The following is a 22,484-nucleotide window of genomic DNA, read 5'->3' as shown; positions in this document are numbered from 1 at the left end:
ATTCTTACTTGAAAACCATTAAAAAAAATATGGTTGAAAACAACTAGATTCTTAATATATTATTTAAAATTTAGACTTGTAAAAAATGAAATTACTATACTATTTATTATTACTAACACCATTAATAAACTATGGTGGAAATGAGCCAAATCAACTTAAAAAGAGAATAAAATCTATAGATTCATTAATTTTTATTGGAGATTTTATTTCGGCAGAAAAATTAGTTAACACTACAACATTAGAAGAAAGTGAAACTAGAGATAGTAAATTATTATTAAATAGAAAAGCTGTTTTATACTATAAACAAAAGAAAATTATTGAATCATTTTCAATATTGAAATCTAATTTAGCTTATTTCAAAAAAGTAAATGATAAAAGCGAACAGTGTAATATTTTAATTTTAATTGGTAATTTATATTACGAATTTAATCACATTGAGTTGGCAGAATATTATTATTTAGAATCTGAAAAGTTAGCTAAGAAAGATGATTCGAAAGAAATCGTATATTTTAATTTAGTAAATATCTACACCGATAAAAAAGATGAAAAAAAATATACTCATTACATTGCTCTTCTAGACGAGCTTTATGCAAAAGACCAGAAAAATAATAATCTGTTGTTGAAAATTAAGATATATAAATTACTTTACCTTAACTCTGTAAATAAATCTAGAAGTAATGAATTTAAGAAAGAACTTACTGATATTGATGCTTTAATAAAGATGTCAAATAATGATTTTTTAAAATTGTATTATAAAATGCTATTGTCAGTTCATGAAAGTAATAATGGAAATAATGAAGAATCTGTTAGATTGATTGATAGTGTCATAAATGAATTTGACAAATTGTATTTCGATTTTGATAAAATAATTGCCATGCAAATAAAATCTGAAATTGTAACAAAGACAGGTAATTTTAAAAAAGGGTTTTTAATTTTAAAACAGTTAAATAGTATAAATGAAAAAAGATCAAGCTTAATTACTAAAGATATTATTAATGATTTTAATAACTTTATTGATAAAATAAATAAAGAAAATGAAGTGCTTGAGCTTAAAAATAAGATAAGTAGAAAAAATTCTATTTTGTATTTAATTGTTTTTATAATTTTAATAGTCTTATTATCAATTTTATATTTAAATAAATACAGAAGAAAGCAAAAAGAGGTCGATTTAAAGAATAATGTGGTAACTAATTTAAAATTAATAATTGAAGCCGAAGAAAAAGAAAGAAATAGAATTGCAACAGAAATTCATGATGGTCTTGGTGGATTATTATCAGCAGCAAAAATGCAAATATCATCTAACAATAATCCAAAAATTGAAGAGCTAATTGATAAAATAATAGTTGAATCAAAAAGCATTTCGAACAACTTAACCACTGAATTGTTATCAAGAAAAAACTTAATTGAAGTTGTTAATGATTATATAGTGTTGTTAAATCAAAACTGTATTAACATAAAGTTTCAAACAGTAAATTTTGAACAGATTGAAAATAAAAACTTAAACATCAATATCTACAGAATCATTCAAGAATTACTAACCAACGTTATTAAACATGCAAAATCATCTGAAGTTTTATTACAATTATCAAAATTTGAAAATAAAGTTCAAATATCCATAGAGGATAATGGAATCGGATTTGATTATAATTCTACTAAATTAAATAGTGGAGTAGGTTTGTCAAACATTAAACAAAGAATCAATCTTTATAATGGAAATATAGTTATTGATTCAAAATTAAATTTGGGAACATCAATATATATTGAACTAAAAATAGAAAATGAAAACTAAAACTCAAATTGCAATTTTAGATGATCACTATCTAATTGGCGAAGCATTAAAATCTATATTGGAAAATGATAAATATCAAATATCAAAAGTCTATCAAGATTATAAAGATTTATTTAATGATTTAGAAAATGATTTATGCAAAATAGATATTCTGTTTTTAGATATAAACCTTAATTCAGATATAGATGGAACTGAAATTTGTAAAATAATAAATAACAAATTTCCTGAAATTAAGATAAATATAATTACAAGTTTTAATCAAAAATCTTTAATAATTGAAATTCTTCAAAATAAAATTTCAGGATTTATGATAAAGAATATTAATAAAAAGGATTTGCTAGAAGGGCTAGATAAGATTGTTGCAGGTGAATTATATATTCATTCAGATATTTACAAACTTTTACAATCAGATAATAATAAATCTAGGCACAATGAGAAACCTATTTTAACAAAACGAGAAAAAGAAGTTTTAGTAGAAATTTTTAATGGTTTAACAACTGTAGAGATTGCAAATAAATTGTTTATAAGCAAATATACTGTTGAATCCCATAGAGCTAATATACATTCTAAAACAGGAACAAACAACTTAGCAGGGTTAATTAAATTTGCTCTAGATAACAATCTGATTTTGTGATTTGAATTGACATCTTTTTCTATGAACTCCTTCCTTTATAACTATTAGAATAAAATGAAATAAAACAAGTAACTTCCATTTATTTTGGATTAAGAAAATCATTACAACAGTAAAAAAACATTGAGTTAAGTATTGTGCTACAAAGTATCAAGTATATAGGCTTCAAAATATATGAAAGAACTTGGTTTATTGAGTAAATTAAGTGTGAAGTATAAATGGTTGTAGTTTAAAAAATGTAATAAATACAGAATATAAATTTCTATCAGCATTGAAAATGATTAAACAAATAAAAGAATTCAGAAAGGATTTTTTTTTTATAAAGGAGTTCAATATAAAAACAAGAAGTTAAAATATTTTAATTTTACAGAGTAATTAGAAGCAACAGTAAGAAAACTTAACTGGTAATTAATACTTAATATTTTTATTTGTAATACTAAAAATTAGTAAGCAAGTAAGAATTAATTCAATTAGTCCGAACGAAAGGGAACGACAAGAATTTCAGATTTTTAAGTTTCATTGAAAGAAGAAGAAAATATACAACTAAGTATTACTCTTTTGGTAGCTACAACTAAATTCTTCATGGTTCATTTGTTTAGATTTACCTAATTTTAATAGTGAAGAGTTTTTAGCTGGTCAAGCAACCTCGTTTAATACCGTTGGAGCCAATGGAAATGGAGGAAATTGATGGACTTGGCGAATTTCTCCATCAACACCGAGTTTTCTATGAGAAACAATTAATACTTCGTTAGGCTTGAATACTGATGGAGTAATATGAATTGAACTTACTTATAAAGCTAATACTTCTAAAAATTTTGAAATTTCATTCGGCAATGTTGTAATTTTTGGCAGCACAAATCATACTGCAACAATTAAAACCAATAGTTCCATAACCTATTCCGTATTTTAAATAATAATTTTGAAATCAATAATTGTTTATTAATTCCTTTTGATACACAATTTTAAGCTTGGTAATATCCAAGTATAATAAACTATCTAATGTAAATATTATCGAAAAATTATGATTGTACAAGCCTTAAAATTATATATTCAAAATATAGAGGCTTGAAGAATTTTAACCAAAATCAAAAGAAAAAAATAGAACATTATAAACACTGTGTCAAACTAAGTATTAAAAAAACTAGCTGCCAGAAGAAACATTAACAAAAAAATAGGCATGTATTGGATTTTTCATAAATTATATGTTATTAAATTTACCTTGGTTTTCAATTATATCATCAATAATGATGTTATAGTTGTTTTAAAAGTGTTTTAACGTCGTTTTTTGTAGTTAAAAATGGTTAATTATATAAGTATGGATAAAAATGGATAAGTGAATTAATTTAATTTTACAAAATGTTAGTTTCTAACTAAGATTAGTAAATATATTTGTTATATTTGGTTTCTAATTCTGAACATAAATTTGAACACGATTTTTATAAAAACTTGAAAATTTGGTGCTCTGAAGTCAACAAATACGTTTGTTTTTTATTTAGAGGAAAATTCATAACCCTGAGGTCACGGGTTCAACTCCCGTCCTCGCTACTACGAATTAAGTTTTAGAAATCAACGGTTTAGTGTACGCTAAACCGTTTTTTTATGTCTAAAATTTTTAAAAATTCTAAAGAAATTCTAATTATAAAAAAGATAAAAGGTTTTGATAGCGAAAAATTTGTAAATGACTTAAAGTCATTTTTAAAGAAAATAAATATTTCTAAAATATGCCAGATTCATAGAATTGCATTTCGTATCCAAAAAATCAAGGAAAATTTTAATTTCAAACAAGTTCTGTAAAGTATTCCATTAAAAAGCTGCGCAAATGCCTCCTGACTTTGCGCATTTTTTTAGATATGATAAAGTAGACTACAAAAAAGAATGTAAAATTATTATTTGTAAGATAAATATTTCATTAAATATCTTTTTGTGTGTTTTATCGATATTATATGCATTTTATCGATAAAATATTTTGTCAGAAAAGAAGTATTTTTTAGGTTTGTCGTTCAAAACCCTAATAAAATGAAAAAATTTACTCTTGTATTATTGTTAACTATCTTATTTTCAAGCGCTTCTTTTGCGCAGAAAGGTAGTTCTTACGAAAAAGCAATGTATTATTTGAAAGAAAAAGGTGAAGTCATTTTTACTTTTAAAGCAAATAGTAAAGCGCAGTTCTTAGAAATCAATAGAATTGTATCTGTCAGCCATAAAGCTGTGGATGAAAATGAATTGAAAGCAGAGGTTTATGCTAACAAAGAGCAATTTCAGAAGTTCTTAACTTACGGATTGGCTTATGAAGTTACTGCTGAAGACAACGAAATCCCTCAGGAGCTTACAGCAAATAGAGCTGCAGCTGCATGGGATACTACATGGGATGCTTATCCTAGATATTCTGAATATGTAGCAAAAATGCAATATTGGGCAGCTACATATCCAAGTTTGTGTACTTTACAAAGTATTGGCACAACTGCTCTTGGAAGAACATTGTACGTTCTGAAAATTTCAGATAATGCAAGCACTGATGAAACAGAACCAGAATTTTTCTATACTTCTTCAATGCACGGTGACGAAATTACAGGTTACCCAACTATGCTTCATTTTATTGATTATTTGTTAACTAATTACGGCTCATTATCTGAAATTACTAACTTAGTTAATGGAACTGAATTATACATAAATCCACTTGCAAATCCAGATGGATCATACAAAACTATTAGTAATGATATTTATAATCCTGGTGGAGCTACAAATACTCCTACAAGAGCAAATTCTTTAGGTGTAGATTTAAATAGAAATTATGCTGACGCCATTGGAGGATTACATGACGATGGGTTTGCTTATCAACTAGAAACAGTTGCTTTTATGAATTTTCAAGCAACTAGAAATTTTGTTTTGGCAGCAAACTATCATGGAGGAACGGAAGTTATAAATTTCCCATTAGACACTTCAAATACACCAGGAACTGGTAATTTTAGTTATCATCCACATGATACTTACTTTAAATTTGTTTCTACAGAATACGCACAATTGTGTCAAACTGCTGATGGGAATTTAAATTATATGGATGCGGTTTATAATACTGGACAATTTCCTGGTACAACAAACGGAGCTGCATGGTATTCTGTTTATGGCGGAAGACAAGATGCAAGCAACTATTTTGATCATAGCAAAGAAATAACTGTAGAAATTTCAGATTTAAAAACTCCTGCTGCTGCTAATTTACCTTTCTTTTGGGATAGAAATAGACAAGCATTATTAAACTTTGTAAAACAAGCTAATTACGGTTTACATGGTATAGTTACTGATCAATCTGGGAATCCAATACATGCAAAAGTGTATGTTGGAGGAACATTTGATAATTTTGGTTCATGGGTTGAAACTTCTCCCACAAAAGGTGATTATCACAAAGTTCAAATTGCTGGAACTTACAATGTAATTTTTGAAGCTCCAGGTTATGCCACTCAAACAATATCTGTTACTTTAACAAATAATGCTACAACGACACTTAATGTTACTATGGTTCCTTCAACTTCAGTACCAACGGCAAGTGATGCAACAATTTGTACAGGACAAACCGCTGCCTTATCTGCAACTGGTACTGGCACAATAAGATGGTATAATAGTGCTACATCAACAACTCCTTTAGCTTCAACAGCTGCTTATACTACACCAGCTTTAACTTCAAACACATCATATTGGGTTGAAAGAGAAGTAACTCCTGCAAATGTTGGTCCTGCAACTGTTTCTGGAACTGGTGCAACTAATGCTGCTCTAGCAAATAGGTATCTAATATTCAATTGTACCACTCCAACTAAACTAAAATCAGTAGCTATAAACAATACTGTAGTTGGTGACATTTTAGTAGAATTACAAAACAGCTCAGGTGTAATGCTTGAATCAAAAGTAGTTAGATTAACAACTACCGGAAGTAAAGACATCGATTTAGATTTCTTTTTACCTGTAGCAACTGGTTTAAGATTAGTTTCAAGACAACTTTCAGGAACAAGTAATACATTGATTAGAGCTACTACCGGAATTACTTATCCTATAACAAGTGGTAGTATATCTATAACGGCAAATAGTGGAACAGGAACTTTCTTTCAATTTTTTAATTGGAAATTAGGTGCTGTAAAAAGTAATAGAGATGAAGTTATTGTTACCGTAAAACCAAATCCAACAAATGACTCGGTTAATCCAACATCTAGACTTGCAGGTTCTGGTGCATTTACTTTAACTGTAAATGGTACAAACTTTGTTAGTGGAGAATCAATTGTAAGATGGAATGGAACAAATAGAACAACAACTTTTGTTAGTTCAACTCAATTAACTGCAGCTATCAATGCAACTGATGTTGCAACTGCAGGAACAGCAAATGTAACAGTATTCAATACTTGTAATTCAACTACAACAAGTGCAAGAACATTTACAATAAATGTAAATTGTACTGCACCTGTTCCGAATGTTGCTTCATTACCAACAATAACTGCTCAATGTTCAGCTACTGTAACTGCTCCAACTGCAACAAGTAATTGTTACGGTCAAATTACTGGAACTACAAACTCACCTTTGACATATAATGCTCAGGGAACTTACCAAATTTATTGGACTTACAATGATGGTAACGGAAATACTTCTAATCAATTTCAAACAGTTACTATTACAGATACGACTGCACCTGTAGCAAACGTAACAACATTACCTACAATTTCAGGACAATGTTCAGTAAATATTACACAAACTCCTACTGCAACTGATAATTGTATGGGAACTATTAATGGAACTACCACAGATCCATTAACTTATTCTGCTCAAGGAACTTATTCAATCCTTTGGACTTATACTGACAATAGAGGTAACCAATCATTCCAATCACAATCTGTAATTTTTGATGATACTATTGCTCCAGTAGCAAACGTAGCTTCTTTACCAACATTAACTGGACAATGTTCAAGAACTGTAACTGCACCTACTGCAACTGATGCTTGTGTTGGAACTATTACTGGTACAACTGCTTCACCTTTAACTTATAACGCTCAAGGAACTTACAGCATTACTTGGACTTATAATGATGGTAACGGAAATACTTCAACTCAAACTCAAACAGTAATTGTTGATGATACTATTGCTCCAGTAGCAAACGTAGCTTCTTTACCAACAGTAACTGGTCAATGTTCTGCTAGTGTAACGGCTCCTACTGCAACTGATGCATGTGCTGGAACTATTACTGGGACAACTGCTTCTCCTTTAACATACAATGCTCAAGGAACTTATAACATTACTTGGACATACAATGATGGTAACGGAAACACTTCAACTCAAACTCAAACAGTAATTGTTGATGATACTATTGCTCCTATTGCAAACGTAGCTTCTTTACCAACTGTAACTGGTCAATGTTCTGCTACTGTAACTGCTCCTACTGCATCTGATGCTTGTGCTGGAACTATTACTGGTACAACTGCATCGCCTTTAACATACAATGCTCAAGGAACTTACAACATTACTTGGACATACAATGATGGTAACGGAAACACTTCAACTCAAACTCAAACTGTAGTTGTTCATGATACTATTGTTCCATTAGCAAATTTAGCTTCTTTACCAACTGTAACTGGTCAATGTTCTGCTACTGTAACTGCTCCTACTGCATCTGATGCTTGTGCTGGAACTATTACTGGTACAACTGCTTCACCTTTAACATACAATGCTCAAGGAACTTATAACATTACTTGGACATACAATGATGGTAACGGAAACACTTCAACTCAAACTCAAACTGTAGTTGTTGATGATACTATTGCTCCATTAGCAAATGTAGCTTCTTTACCAACTGTAACTGGTCAATGTTCAGCTACTGTAACGGCTCCTACTGCAACTGATGCTTGTGCTGGAACTATTACTGGTACAACTGCTTCACCTTTAACATACAATGCTCAAGGAACTTTCACTGTTACTTGGACATACAATGATGGTAACGGAAATACTTCAACTCAAACTCAAACAGTAATTGTTGATGATACTATTGCTCCTATTGCAAACGTAGCTTCTTTACCAACTGTAACTGGTCAATGTTCGGCTACTGTAACGGCTCCTACTGCAACTGATGCATGTGCTGGAACTATTACTGGTACAACAACTGATGCTTTGACTTACAATGCTCAAGGAACTTTCACAGTTACTTGGACATACAATGATGGTAACGGAAATACTTCAACTCAAACTCAAACGGTAATTGTTGATGATACTATTGCTCCTATTGCAAACGTAGCCTCTTTACCAACTGTAAGTGGTCAATGTTCTGCAACTGTAACAGCTCCTTCTGCAACTGATGCTTGTGCTGGAACTATTACTGGCACAACAACTGATGCTTTAACATACAATGCTCAAGGAACTTTCACTGTGACTTGGACATACAATGATGGTAACGGAAATACATCAACTCAAACTCAAACTGTAGTTGTTGATGATACTATTGCTCCTATTGCAAACGTAGCTTCTTTACCAACTGTAACTGGTCAATGTTCTGCAACTGTAACGGCTCCTACTGCAACTGATGCTTGTGCTGGAATTATTACTGGTACTACAACTGATGCTTTAACATACAATGCTCAAGGAACTTACACTGTTACTTGGACATACAATGATGGTAACGGAAATACTTCAACTCAAACTCAAACATTAATTGTTGATGATACTATTGCTCCAGTAGCAAACGTAGCTTCTTTACCAACTGTAACTGGTCAATGTTCAGCAACTGTTACAGCTCCAAGAGCAACTGATGCTTGTGCTGGAACTATTACTGGTACAACAACTGATGCTTTGACTTACAATGCTCAAGGAACTTACACTGTGACTTGGACCTATAATGATGGTAACGGAAATACATCAACTCAAACTCAAACAATAATTGTTGATGATACTATTGCTCCAGTAGCAAACGTAGCTTCTTTACCAACTGTAACTGGTCAATGTTCTGCTACTGTAACGGCTCCTACTGCAACTGATGCATGTACTGGAACTATTACTGGTACAACAACTGATGCTTTGACTTACAATGCTCAAGGAACTTACACTATTACTTGGACATACAATGATGGTAACGGAAATACTTCAACTCAAACTCAAACAGTAATTGTTGATGATACTATTGCTCCATTAGCAAATGTAGCCTCTTTACCAACTGTAACTGGTCAATGTTCTGCTACTGTAACGGCTCCTACTGCAACTGATGCATGTACTGGAACTATTACTGGTACAACAACTGATGCTTTAACATACAATACTCAAGGAACTTACACTATTACTTGGACATACAATGATGGTAACGGAAATACTTCAACTCAAACTCAAACAGTAATTGTTGATGATACTATTGCTCCATTAGCAAATGTAGCTTCTTTACCAACTGTAACTGGTCAATGTTCTGCTACTGTAACTGCTCCAACTGCAAATGATACTTGTGCTGGAACTATTACTGCTACAACAACTGATGCTTTGACTTACAATGCTCAAGGAACTTACACTGTTACTTGGACCTATAATGATGGTAACGGAAATACATCAACTCAAACTCAAACAGTAATTGTTGATGATACTGTTGCTCCAATAGCAAACGTAGCTTCTTTGCCAACTGTAACTGGTCAATGTTCTGCTACTGTAACTGCTCCTACTGCAACTGATGCTTGTGCAGGAACTATTACTGGTACAACAACTGATGCTTTAACATACTATGCTCAAGGAACTTATACAGTCACTTGGACATACAATGATGGTAACGGAAATACATCAACTCAAACTCAATCTGTAGTTGTTACAAATGGTGGAACAATTATCACATTCTACCAAGATACTGATGGTGATACTTTTGGTAATCCTGCTGTAACTACTCAAGCATGTACACAACCTGTTGGTTATGTTTTAAACAATACAGATTGTAATGATAACGAAATACAATATTTAGATGCTGACAACGATGGTTTCGGTTCCACAACAATTGTAGCTTGTGGTGTTGCAAACAATACTGATTGTAATGATAACAATAATACTCAAAATGTATTAATTACATTCTATCAAGATATTGATGGAGATACATTTGGTAATCTTTCAGTTTCTACTCAAGCATGTACACAACCTGTTGGTTATGTTTTGGATAATACAGATTGTAATGATAACGAAATACAATATTTAGATGCTGATAACGATGGTTTCGGTTCGACAACAATTGTTGCTTGTGGTGTTGCTAACAATACAGATTGTAATGACAACAACAATACTCAAAATGTATTAATTACATTCTACCAAGATATTGATGGTGATACTTTTGGTAATCCTTCAGTTTCTACTCAAGCTTGTTCTCAACCTGTTGGTTATGTTTTAAATAATTCTGATTGTAATGACAACCAAATTCAATATTTAGATGCTGACAACGATGGTTTCGGTTCTACAACAATTGTAGCTTGTGGTGTTGCTAACAATACAGATTGTAATGATAACAACAATACTCAAAATGTATTAATTACATTCTATCAAGATATTGATGGAGATACTTTTGGAAATCCATCAGTTTCTACTCAAGCTTGTTCGCAACCTGTTGGTTATGTATTAAATAATTCTGATTGTAACGACAACCAAATTCAATATTTAGATGCTGACAACGATGGTTTCGGTTCTACTACAATTGTAGATTGTGGTGTTGCTAACAATATAGATTGTAATGATAACAATAATACTCAAAATGTATTAATTACATTCTATCAAGATATTGACGGTGATACTTTTGGAAATCCATCAGTTTCTACTCAAGCTTGTTCGCAACCTGTTGGTTATGTATTAAATAATTCTGATTGTAACGATAACCAAATTCAATATTTAGATGCTGATAACGATGGTTTCGGTTCTACTACAATTGTAGCTTGTGGTGTTGCTAATAACACAGATTGTAATGATAACAACAATACTCAAAATGTATTAATTACATTCTACCAAGATTTAGATGGTGATACTTTTGGCAATCCATTAGTTTCTACTCAAGCTTGTTCACAACCTGTTGGATATGTAACTAATAATTTAGATTGTAATGATAATAATGCCGCTTCTAATGCATTAAATACTTACTATCAAGATTTAGATAATGATGGTTTTGGAAATCCAAATGTTTCAACTCAATCATGTTCTCAACCTTTAGGTTATGTGATTTTTGGAACTGACTGTGATGATACAAGAGCAAATGTAAATCCTAATGCTGTTGATGTTTGTTATGATGGATTAGATAACGATTGTAACGGAATTATCGACAATGCTTGTACACCAATTGTAGGATCATTACCATCAGGAACATGTGGTACAACTATTGCAGGTTTGTACTCAACTGTTACGACAAACTGGACTAATTCTGCTCAAGGGTACAGATTCAAAATCACTAAAGTGGATATGAATACTAATGCACCAATTGCTGCACCAGTTATCATTGACAGACCAGTAAATAATATTTCTTTGGCGAACGTTCCAGGAACTACTTACAACTCAAGATATATGTTTGAGATTGCAGTACGATACAACAACGTATGGCAACCTTTCTTTGGAACACCATGTTACTTAAACACACCAAATCCAGTTTCAACAATTGGAGCACAATGTGGAAGTACATTAACAGCTATGAACCAATGGATAAATGCAGGAGTAGTTTCTGGTGTTACTGCTTATAGATTTAGAGTTACAAGAGTAATTGCAGGTGTTCCAACAGGGGCTTCACAAGAAATTACTCAAGGTATGAATAGGTTCAACATGACACAATTGTCAGGAATCTTGTTTGCAAGTACTTATAGAGTAGAAGTTTCTTTAAGAAATATGGATGGTACCTTCTTACCTTATGGTACTCCATGTGATATCTATACACCAGCCCACCCAACTACACAATTAGCATCAACATTTTGTAATAATTATACAGTAAATAGTAATTCAGAATTGATAACAGCTAATGCGATTAATGGTGCAACTTCTTACCGTTTCAGAATATTTAACGGATCTGGATATAATGCAACTTATACTAATTTATATAATAGATTCACTTTAAATAATTTTGCTGGACTTACAACAGGTACTTACTCAGTTCAAGTTTCTGTAAAATTACCTAATGAACCAGATTTTGGTCCATATGGTCAAACATGTACTATTATTAAGCCTGGACCAGTTAATAACAAAACTATTAACGAAGATAGTATTGGTGAAGTTGAATTTAATGTTTCAATCTATCCAAATCCATTTAGTGATAGCTTCAACATTAAAACGAATACAATATTTAATAAAAATACTTCTATAACAGTATATGACTTAACTGGAAGACAAATTGAATCAATCAACTTAGATTCAAATGAGTTAGAAAGTATTGCTATTGGAAGTTCATATCCTAGTGGAGTTTATTCAATGATTGTAACTCAAGGAAATAATACAAAAACTGTAAGAATAGTTAAACGATAATTTTATAATTGCTTTCAAAAGAGCCATCTATTTATTAAATAGGTGGCTTTTTTTTATCTATTTATCTTAAAAACATTTTTTTTCAATCAAATAAATTAATAAATCAAATATTTCAACAATTAAAGGCGTCAAAATTGTAGAATTACTACTATGCTTAAATTATTTATTTGTAAGAAATTTTTCTTATTTTGTTTATTTTTATGTATTTCATCGATTTATTATGTATTTTATCGATGAAATATTTTTTTAATTAAAATTACAACTCTACATTTGTCATGTCAAATTACATATAAGTAAGATTCATGATTTTCTTACTTGATGAAAAAAAAGAAATCATAATTAAAACCCTAAGAGTTATGAAAAATTTTACTAAAACAAAAATGTTATTAAGAGTTATAGTTTTAATGCTATTACCATTAACATCTTTATCGCAAACAGTAATCAATTCTGAAACATTTGAATCTTCACTAGGCATATGGACCTCTGGAGGAGCCAACGTTGTTAGATTTGGTGGAGGCGCAACTGCATATCAAGGATCAAATGCTGTTAGATTTAGAGGAACTACTGGTATGACATTAACATCACCTGCCGCTGGTATTAATACTTTACCTTACAACAAAATTGATGTCAAATTCTTTTTGAGACATAATGCAAACACTAACGAAACAATTACTTTGGAATATCGTCCAAACACAGCTGCTGCATGGCAAACTGTTAGGGTTTATACAGTTGGTAATGGAGGAACAATTAGAGATATGAATAATTCAGGAATTTATCATGCCTTTTATGGTACCCTTTTTTCTACTAATTTCACATTCTCTGCCACATCTCAATTTAGATTTTCAGCAGCAATAGGCAACTCTTCTAGATTTTTCTATTTGGATTATGTTTCTATTATAGGTACAACTTACAATACTATTACTAATGGTCCTGGAGGTATAACTGCTAACCTAGAAACTTGGTTAAGAGCTGATAAAGTAAATGGAACAGGTGTAGCATCAGACAATACAGATGTAAACTCTTGGGAAGATATAGGTAAAGGAAATGATGCAACCGTTATTGATGCAACAAGAGCGGCTTTAACAAATAGACCAAGATTTAAAAATAATGCTACAGATAATATTAACTTCAACCCAACAGTATTCTTTAACAACAATCCAGCTATAAATGGTATTTCTGACTTCACTGGATTAACAAATCAAGCTGAATTGAATGGAACAGGCGGTTTTTTTACTCATGAGCAATATTTAGTTCTTGTAAATGATGTTCCTTCTACTTACAATGCTGCTACTCCTAGTACTGATATTTATTGCTCACAAAATTTAAATCCATACGACAATGATGGTACAGGTTTTGGTTATGGCCAATATACTATTAGAATGGATAATGAAATAGTAAGTTATTGTATAGGTTCAAGTCCAAGTCCAAATCCTGCCGATGTAAACTTAAGAGGATATGGTATAGCACACACAAGTACATCAGATTCTTATTCCAATGCAATTAGCATTTTAAATGCACGAAATAATCCTGCAATAAATGGCATGCAGTTATTTCATAATGCAAATCGAATAGATAATACTGAAGTTGGAGTACCTCAATTTGCTAATATATCTAACAGAAGATATTGGTTAGGTAGAAGTCAAGTTTGGAATGGAAGTTTTGGAGGTAGAATTGCCGAAGTAATCTCTTTTTCAAGCAGAAAAAATGATGTTAGCGAAAGAAGAAGAATCGAAACTTACTTAGCTTTAAAATATGGTATCACATTAGGAGTAAACGGAACTTCAATGAACTATGAAGACTCGAATGGTAACGTAGTTTGGAATTCTACAACAAATGCAGGATACAATTTTGATATTGCAGGTATTTTTAGAGATGATGCATCTCAACATTCTCAAAAACAATCTAAAAGCATCAATACAACAGAAGTTATGACTATTGGTTTAACTGATATATTAGCTACTAATTCGGCAAATACAAATACATTTGCAACAAATAGAAGTTACCTAGTTTGGGGTTCAAATGGAGCAAACATGAACAACTCTGGTGTTAACTTAAATGTAGATTTAGGTCCAACTACTATTACAACAATTACAGAAGTAGTAAACAGAAGATGGAAAGTAGTTGAAACTGGTGGTGATGTTGCTACTACAAGAGTTGCTATTCCAACAGCATCATTCACAAGTGGTTTACCGGCTTTGGGACCAACAGATGCTTATGTTATGGTAGTAGCGACAAACGCAGGATTTACGACTGGTGTTGAAACAGTATTCATGTCAACAACTGGTATCAATCAAACTTGTTTATATGATTTTGACGGAACTAAATTCATCACTTTTGGTGTAGCACATCGTGCAACTAACCCATTACACATTACGTTAGATGGTTCTGATGATTACGTGAGAATTGATAATGTAAACGAAATTGGATCTAACTTCTCAATAATGACTTGGATTAGACCAAATGGTGCCAATGATTTAGGAACTGAAAGAACGATTATTGCTAAAAAAGCATCTGCCACAACAGGATATCAAGTAGTTTTACAAAACGATAATAGAATTCGTGTTGAATGGTATCGCACAGTTTTAGGATTTCCAATACAACAAGTGTTAGTAACCAATACGGCAATTCCAAATGCTATTTGGCATAATTTTGCTGCAACTTATTCTGGTGGAACTTTAAGACTTTATATTGATGGTGTTTTAGACAGAAGTCAAAATTTAGCAATAACTCCGGCTGCATCAACAAGCACTTTTGCAATTGGAGCTCAATATATTGACAAAAACAATATTATTAATTTATTCAAAGGAGACATCGATGAATTAAGAATTTGGAACAGAGCAGTTTCAGTTACTGAAATTCGTTTCCTAATGAACCAAGAAATTGCTCAAAATGGAACTGGGACAAGAGGAACTATTATTCCTACTACAGTTACAAAAAATGATGCAAGTGCATTATTATGGAATAACTTAATTGCTTATTATTCAATGAATTCCTACATCGGAACTCACCTTGACGACGATTCTAACAATGCTAATAGAGGTAGCTTAGTAATTCCTGATAAAATTTCTATCAATTTACAAACAGCTCCAATGCCATATGAGAGTGCAGCAAATGGTTCTTGGTCAACTGATGGAACATGGAGAAATGGTACTATACAAGATATCCCTTACAGCTTATCTATAGTTGATGGTACAACTCCAATTGATTGGAATATTGTAAGAACAAATCACAATGTTGATTCAAATGGTAACAAAGTGTTATTAGGTTTATTTACTCACTCAAACACATTATCATCATCTAACGATTCTAAAATCGAAATTACACATCATTTCAGATTAGATGGTATCATGGACTTACAAGGAAGATCACAATTAGTACAACCTATTAATAGTGATTTAGACCCAACAAGTTCTGGTAGAATTGAAAGAGATCAACAAGGAACTAAAAATATTTATAACTATAATTATTGGTCATCTCCTGTAGGAACTATCAATAACACAACTAACAACAATACATTTTCTGTAAATGGTGTTATGAAAGATGGTACAACAAGTACACCACAAAACATTACTTGGACATCTGGATTGAATGGTAGTCCAACAAGTCCAATAACATTGAGTAGCTACTGGATTTTCAAATTCCAAAATCTAAGCAATAGTTATGCTAACTGGCAATCTGTAGGTTCTGGTGGTACATTGAATCCTGCACAAGGATTTACATTAAAAGGTAGCGGTGCTGCAGGTGCAAATCAAAACTTTACTTTTGTTGGAAAACCTAACAATGGTTTAATTACAACAACTGTTGCAGCTAACAATTTGAACCTTGCAGGAAACCCTTATGCTTCTGCTCTTGATGCTGATGCATTTATTACAGCAAATAATTCTTCAACAACTGGAGCTTTATATTTCTGGGAACATTCAAGCACAAACAGTACTCACAACTTGGTAGCTTATCAAGGTGGATATTCTGTAAGAAACTTAGTTGGTGGAACGCCTCCAACAGCTCCTGCAGGTATTAGCGGAGTTGGAGTTAGTGCAAAAGTTCCTCAAAGATATATTCCTGTAAGCCAAGGATTCTTCATTGTAGGTTCTGGTACTGGAGGTACGGTTACTTTTAATAATAACCAAAGAGCATTTATTAAAGAAGATAATGCTTTATCAACAAGTTTATTTAGAAGTAATACCAATATGTTATCATCTGTGAATCATTTCACAAACAATCAAGATGATGAAACTACAACTGATTCTTTCAAGAAAATACGTTTAGGATTAACATCTAAAGATAACTATCACAGACAAATTCTTTTAGGATTTATGAATCAACTTGCTACAAGCGCAATAGATTTTGGATACGACGCTGCAAACATTGATAACCAATTAAATGATATTTATTTTATCAATACTGGAACTAAACTTGTAATTCAAGGAGAAGGAAACTTTGATGTGAATAACTCTTATCCTATCGGAATCAAAACTAGTGTAACAGGTGAAGTAAAAATTATGCTAGACACTGCAGAAAACTTTACAAGTGGTGATAACTTAAGAGCATTCATTCATGACAATACAAATAACCAATATCATGAAATTACTGATCATCCTTATATTGTAGAATTACCTCAAGGTCTTACAGATAATCGTTTTACCTTAACATTTAAAGATAATAGTGCAGCTTTAGCTAATGCTTCTTTCAATATTGAAAACGGAATTGAAGTAGCTTACGCAAATACTAAAAACATATTGAACATTAAAAATAACGTGGCTGATGCCACAGTAGAACAAGTATTACTATACAACTTGTTAGGTCAATTAGTTACGACTTTTGAAGTAGAAAATCAAAGTCAACAAAACATCCAATTGCCTATCAGTGGAATTAGTTCTGGAACTTACATTGTAAAAGTAAAAACAGACAAAGGTGATACTAGCAGAAAAATCGTTTTTAATTAGGGTTTAAATGATTGATTTGACGCCAAAAAGCTCCGCAAATGCGGAGCTTTTTACTTTTTACTAATCATCTAAAAACTTGATACTTTCAACGATAGAAAAGCTTCAATCATCTAAAATTTAAAACACAATTATCTATTAACTATACTTTTACACCATAATACTGATTGGTGCATGTCTTTTTCAAATGGGGGTTTGAAAAAAGACATAAAAAAAAGTCCTCGGGTTTAAAACATAAACTCTAAAAAAAAATGAAAAAACAGAAAAATTTTTTATGTTATTTTAAAAAAAGAAAACGATAACATAAAGAAGCAACGTTAAATCAAAATCTGAGGCAATCAAACAAAACAAAAAAACCACGTAGTTTACGTGGTTTTTTTTTATTAAAAAATCAGATTTATTTCAAAGTTGTACTTAACGTAGAAAAGTCTACCTGAACTTGCTCACCAGAAATAATATTTTTCAAAGTGAACAATCCATTTGAAATTTCCTTTACTACAAAAGGAATTCCTCTTCTTTCGGCATATTTAAATTGTTTATCAATTTTGGCTGCATCTGGATACATTTCACTTTTAATGTTAGCAGCTCTAAGTTTTTGAATGGTTTGCATTACTTCAAAAGATTGGATTTCTCCAAAATTTAAAAACATCACTTTCGTTGCGGTAGTTACCGTTTCTGGAAACAATCCCAACTCATCAAGAACCAAATAAATTCTATCCAAACCAAAAGATATTCCTACTCCACTCATATTTTTTAATCCGAAAATACCTGTCAAATCGTCATATCTTCCACCACCGCCTATCGAACCCATGGCAACTCCTTCTGGCGCTGCAACTTCAAAAATTGCTCCTGTATAATAATTCAATCCTCGAGCCAAAGTTACATCTAAATCCAAAGTTGCTTTTTGTAATCCAAGTTTAGAAACATTATCACAAATAAATTGTAACTCCTCTACTCCTTTCATTCCTTCATCTGACGAAGAAAGCAAAACCGAAAGTTTCGCTATTTTCTCTTGAATAGTTCCTGTAAAATTAAATAATGGTTGTACTTTGACTAAAGCTTCTTCAGAAATTCCTTTTTCAAGCATCTCTTTTTTGACGCCGTCCTCTCCTATTTTATCCAATTTATCTAAAGCAACGGTAAAATCAATCAATTTATCTGAAGCTCCTATAACCTCAGCAATTCCAGATAAAATTTTACGATTGTTGATTTTAATGGTAACACCATGCAATCCCAATTCTGCAAAAACAGCATCATATAATTGCACCAACTCTACTTCTTGCCACAACGAAGTTGAACCAACAACATCGGCATCACATTGATAAAATTCTCTAAAACGTCCTTTTTGTGGTCTATCGGCACGCCAAACTGGTTGAATTTGATACCTTTTAAAAGGAAACTCAATCTCACTTTGGTGTTGCACAACGTACCTTGCGAATGGTACTGTTAAGTCGTAGCGTAAAGCTTTTTCGGAGATTTTACTAGTTAATTGTTTGTAGTTAATTGTTTGTAATTCATCAGAAGATACTTTATCCAAATAATCACCACTATTCAAAATTTTAAAAATCAATCGATCACCTTCTTCACCATATTTCCCCATCAAAGTATCTGAATTTTCAAAACTTGGTGTTTCTATAGGTTGGTAGCCATAGTTCTCAAAATGAGTGCGCATAATAGCAATAATATAGTTACGTTTAGAAACCTCAACTGGTGAAAAATCGCGTGTGCCTTTAGGAATACTTGGTTTAGATGCCATTTTTAAATATTAGATTTTAGATTTTTGATATCAGATATTAAATTTTCAGATTGTATTTTAGACATTAAATCTAATATCTAAAATCAGATATCTGAAATTATGGTACAAATATCATACTTTTTAAAATAATTTGTAATTCTTATAACACAAACTTGTAACAAAAACTGTAATTTCGTGTCAAATAAGAATTATGAATTCAGTTTTTAGAGAAAATATTAAGATTGCTTTGGGTTCGATTCGTGCACAATTGTTGCGTACGATTCTTACCATCGTCATTATTGCCATAGGAATCACAGCTTTAGTAGGAATTCTTACGGTTGTTTCAGCAATTGACAATGAGTTGAACTCGAAATTTGCTTCTATGGGTTCTAATACTTTCAACATCAATCAATATGAATTTTCTACAAGAAATCAAGGTGGTGGTGAAATTGAAAAAATAAACCCAATCATTTCTTATCCTGAAGCCAAAGCATTCAAAGAAAAGTACGATTATCCTTTTACACATACTTCCGTTTCATTCACTGCAACTGGAACTGCAGAGGTAAAATATGAAAATGAAAAAACCGATCCCGAAATAAGTGTTTTAGGAGTTGATGACCTTTATACAACCAATTCTGGATTAGAAATTGTAAATGGTAGAAACTTCAATCCATTCGATATTTCAAACAATGCATACGTTTGTCTTGTTGGTAGTGATTTTGCAACAAAAGGTTTATTAAAAGACGTCAATCCTGTAGATAAAATTCTTTCTATAAGAGGTGCAAAATTTAAAGTGATTGGTGTTTTAAAAGAAAAAGGCTCAACCTTTGGAAACAATCAAGATTTACGAATTCTTATTCCAATACAAGTAGCACGTTCTATTTTTTCAACACCAAACATCAATTACACAGTAAGTTCGATGGTAGACAAAAAAGAACTTTTAGAAAGTGCTGTAAATGATGCAACGGTTACTATGCGACAAATTAGAAAACTAAGTCCAGTAGAAGAAACCAATTTCGGAATATCGAGAAGTGACGATTTAGCCAACAGAATTGCCAATATCACAGGATATTTAAGTGCTGCAGCATGGGTAATCAGTATTATCACTATCATGGGCTCCTCTATTGCCTTAATGAACATTATGATTGTTTCTGTAACCGATAGAACAAGAGAAATTGGTGTAAGAAAATCACTTGGAGCCAAAAAAAATACCATTGCTTGGCAGTTTTTTATGGAAACCTTACTAATCGCTCAAATTGGTGGATTGGTTGGAATAATATTAGGAATGTTGGTAGGTTATCTAATGGCATCCTTAATGAAATTCGGATTTGTTATTCCTTGGGGTGCAATTGTTGCTGCTGTAATAACAAGTTTCATTGTAGCCATAGTTTCTGGACTTTACCCGGCAATAAAAGCATCGAAACTTGATCCTATCGAGGCGTTGAGATACGAATAAAAAGTACGAAGTACGAAGTACAAAATACGAAGTACAAAATACGAAGTAGAAAATACAAAGTAAATCTATCTTGTACTTCTAATCATTCTATCATTTCCATAAATATCTTTTTTCAAAACAATATTCTTGAAACCCATTTCTTCAAGTAATTCAACTGTTTCTTTGCCTAAATATTGATTGATTTCAAAATATAATTTTCCGTTTTTAGATAAATTTTTCTTGGCTAATTTTGCTATTTTTCTATAAAAAAGTAAGGCATCATTATCCTCAACAAATAATGCTAAATGAGGTTCATATTCTAAGACATTAGGCTTAATTTCTTCTTTTTCAAGATTTCTAACATAAGGAGGATTGGAAACAATAATATCGTATTTTTCATCTAAAACTTTTGTTTCCAAAATATTTTTTAGAATAAAATTTACTTCAACTTTATTTATTTCAGCATTTTTATGAGCTGTAGCCAAAGCTTTTTCAGAAACATCAATTGCAGAAACTTGAGCACTTGGAAGATTTTTAGCCAATGAAATAGCTATACAACCACTTCCTGTTCCTATATCTAAAACATTCAACTTCGTACTTTGTTCTTCGTACTTCGTACTTTCCAAAATCCATTCTACCAATTCTTCAGTTTCTGGTCTTGGAATTAATGTGTTTTCATTTACAAGAAATGGCAAACCATAAAATTCTGTTTCTCCTAATATATATTGTATAGGTTTCTCTTTTTTTAAATCAGACAAAACGCTTTCCCATCGCAACAATTGAACAGCATCCATTTCCATTTCTGGATTTAATGCCAAATCGATTCGTTTCTTGTTGTGAAAACTTTCTAATACAATGTAAAAGAAACTCTCAATTTCCTTTTCATCATATAAAGGAGAAAGCTCTTGTAAAAATGTGGATTTGTAGGTTTTCAACAACATTAAACTATTTTTAAACAATATTAAACTACTATAAACTTTTTATCATCCAAACCGGACAACTTATATGACCAGTTCCACCAAGTGGTTCACAAAGATACTCAAACCCAACTTTCTTATACAAACTTTGAGCTGCGAGCATTTCTGGAAGTGTTTCTAAGTAACATTTTTCATAGCCGAATTCTTTTGCTTTTGTCAAACATTTTTGAATCATTTCAAATCCAATTCCTTTTCCACGAGCTTCTTGTAAGAAATACATTTTCTGCAATTCACATATATTTTCTTCCGAATTATCCAATTGACTTACTCCTGCTCCACCAACAATTTTTCCTTCAATCTCAACTACGAAATATATAGATTTTGGTTTATCATAGGTTTCAAACATAAAATCTAATTGCTTATCGGCAAAAGCAGTTCCGGTTTTTGGATAATCATCCGATATAAATACTTGACGAATTACATTGGCAATTTGTTTGTTATCTTCAGATTGGATTTCTCTAATTATCATTTCTAAAATTTCAAAATTCGTTATTCAAAGTTGGATAT

Annotated in this window: 9 protein-coding genes; 6 read left to right on the top strand and 3 right to left on the bottom strand. The window is 31.5% G+C overall.

All coding sequences use genetic code 11. From position 1 onward, the window contains the following. Positions 1–85: 85 nt before the first annotated feature. The 5 genes from ACIQ06_RS10885 (at position 86) to ACIQ06_RS10865 (ending at position 17,833) form a co-directional block, all read left to right on the top strand. The gene (locus tag ACIQ06_RS10885) at positions 86–1,789 is read left to right on the top strand and encodes a sensor histidine kinase (RefSeq protein WP_396146275.1); all 1,704 of its coding nucleotides are present in this window, start codon (positions 86–88) and stop codon (positions 1,787–1,789) included. Further along, positions 1,779–2,423 (top strand): response regulator, encoded by a 645-nt coding sequence (locus tag ACIQ06_RS10880; RefSeq protein ID WP_396146273.1) that lies wholly within the window; start codon positions 1,779–1,781, stop codon positions 2,421–2,423. The genes ACIQ06_RS10885 and ACIQ06_RS10880 overlap by 11 nt, the downstream gene beginning before the upstream one ends. A 1,596-nt stretch (positions 2,424–4,019) precedes the next feature. Then, positions 4,020–4,214 (top strand): hypothetical protein, encoded by a 195-nt coding sequence (locus ACIQ06_RS10875; protein ID WP_396146271.1) that lies wholly within the window; start codon positions 4,020–4,022, stop codon positions 4,212–4,214. 222 nt (positions 4,215–4,436) lie between these two features. Beyond that, positions 4,437–12,890 carry a M14 family zinc carboxypeptidase gene (locus tag ACIQ06_RS10870; protein ID WP_396146269.1) on the top strand — a complete coding sequence of 2,818 codons (8,454 nt, stop codon included), beginning with the start codon at positions 4,437–4,439 and terminating at the stop codon, positions 12,888–12,890. Positions 12,891–13,246: 356 nt separating this feature from the next. Further along, positions 13,247–17,833: a LamG-like jellyroll fold domain-containing protein gene (locus tag ACIQ06_RS10865; RefSeq protein WP_396146267.1), complete on the top strand. Its 4,587-nt coding sequence runs from the start codon at positions 13,247–13,249 to the stop codon at positions 17,831–17,833. A gap of 394 nt (positions 17,834–18,227) precedes the next feature. On the opposite strand, the gene hisS is transcribed toward ACIQ06_RS10865, so the two are convergent. Then, positions 18,228–19,586, bottom strand: a complete 1,359-nt coding sequence (hisS, locus tag ACIQ06_RS10860; RefSeq protein WP_396146265.1) for a histidine--tRNA ligase — start codon at positions 19,584–19,586, stop codon at positions 18,228–18,230. Positions 19,587–19,776: 190 nt separating this feature from the next. On the opposite strand from hisS, the gene ACIQ06_RS10855 reads away from it, so the two are divergent. Continuing rightward, the gene (locus tag ACIQ06_RS10855; protein WP_396146263.1) at positions 19,777–21,021 is read left to right on the top strand and encodes an ABC transporter permease; all 1,245 of its coding nucleotides are present in this window, start codon (positions 19,777–19,779) and stop codon (positions 21,019–21,021) included. A gap of 65 nt (positions 21,022–21,086) precedes the next feature. Here ACIQ06_RS10855 and prmC read toward each other — a convergent pair whose 3' ends face one another. After that, entirely contained in the window at positions 21,087–21,941 is an 855-nt protein-coding gene (gene prmC / locus ACIQ06_RS10850) for a peptide chain release factor N(5)-glutamine methyltransferase (RefSeq protein WP_396146261.1), read from the bottom strand. A gap of 28 nt (positions 21,942–21,969) precedes the next feature. After that, positions 21,970–22,446, bottom strand: coding sequence for a GNAT family N-acetyltransferase (locus ACIQ06_RS10845; RefSeq protein WP_396146258.1), 477 nt, complete (start codon positions 22,444–22,446; stop codon positions 21,970–21,972). Positions 22,447–22,484: the final 38 nt, after the last annotated feature.

The sequence above is a fragment of the Flavobacterium sp. genome (assembly GCF_044341265.1).
GTDB lineage: Bacteria > Bacteroidota > Bacteroidia > Flavobacteriales > Flavobacteriaceae > Flavobacterium.
This window is presented reverse-complemented; position numbering and strand designations above follow the sequence as displayed.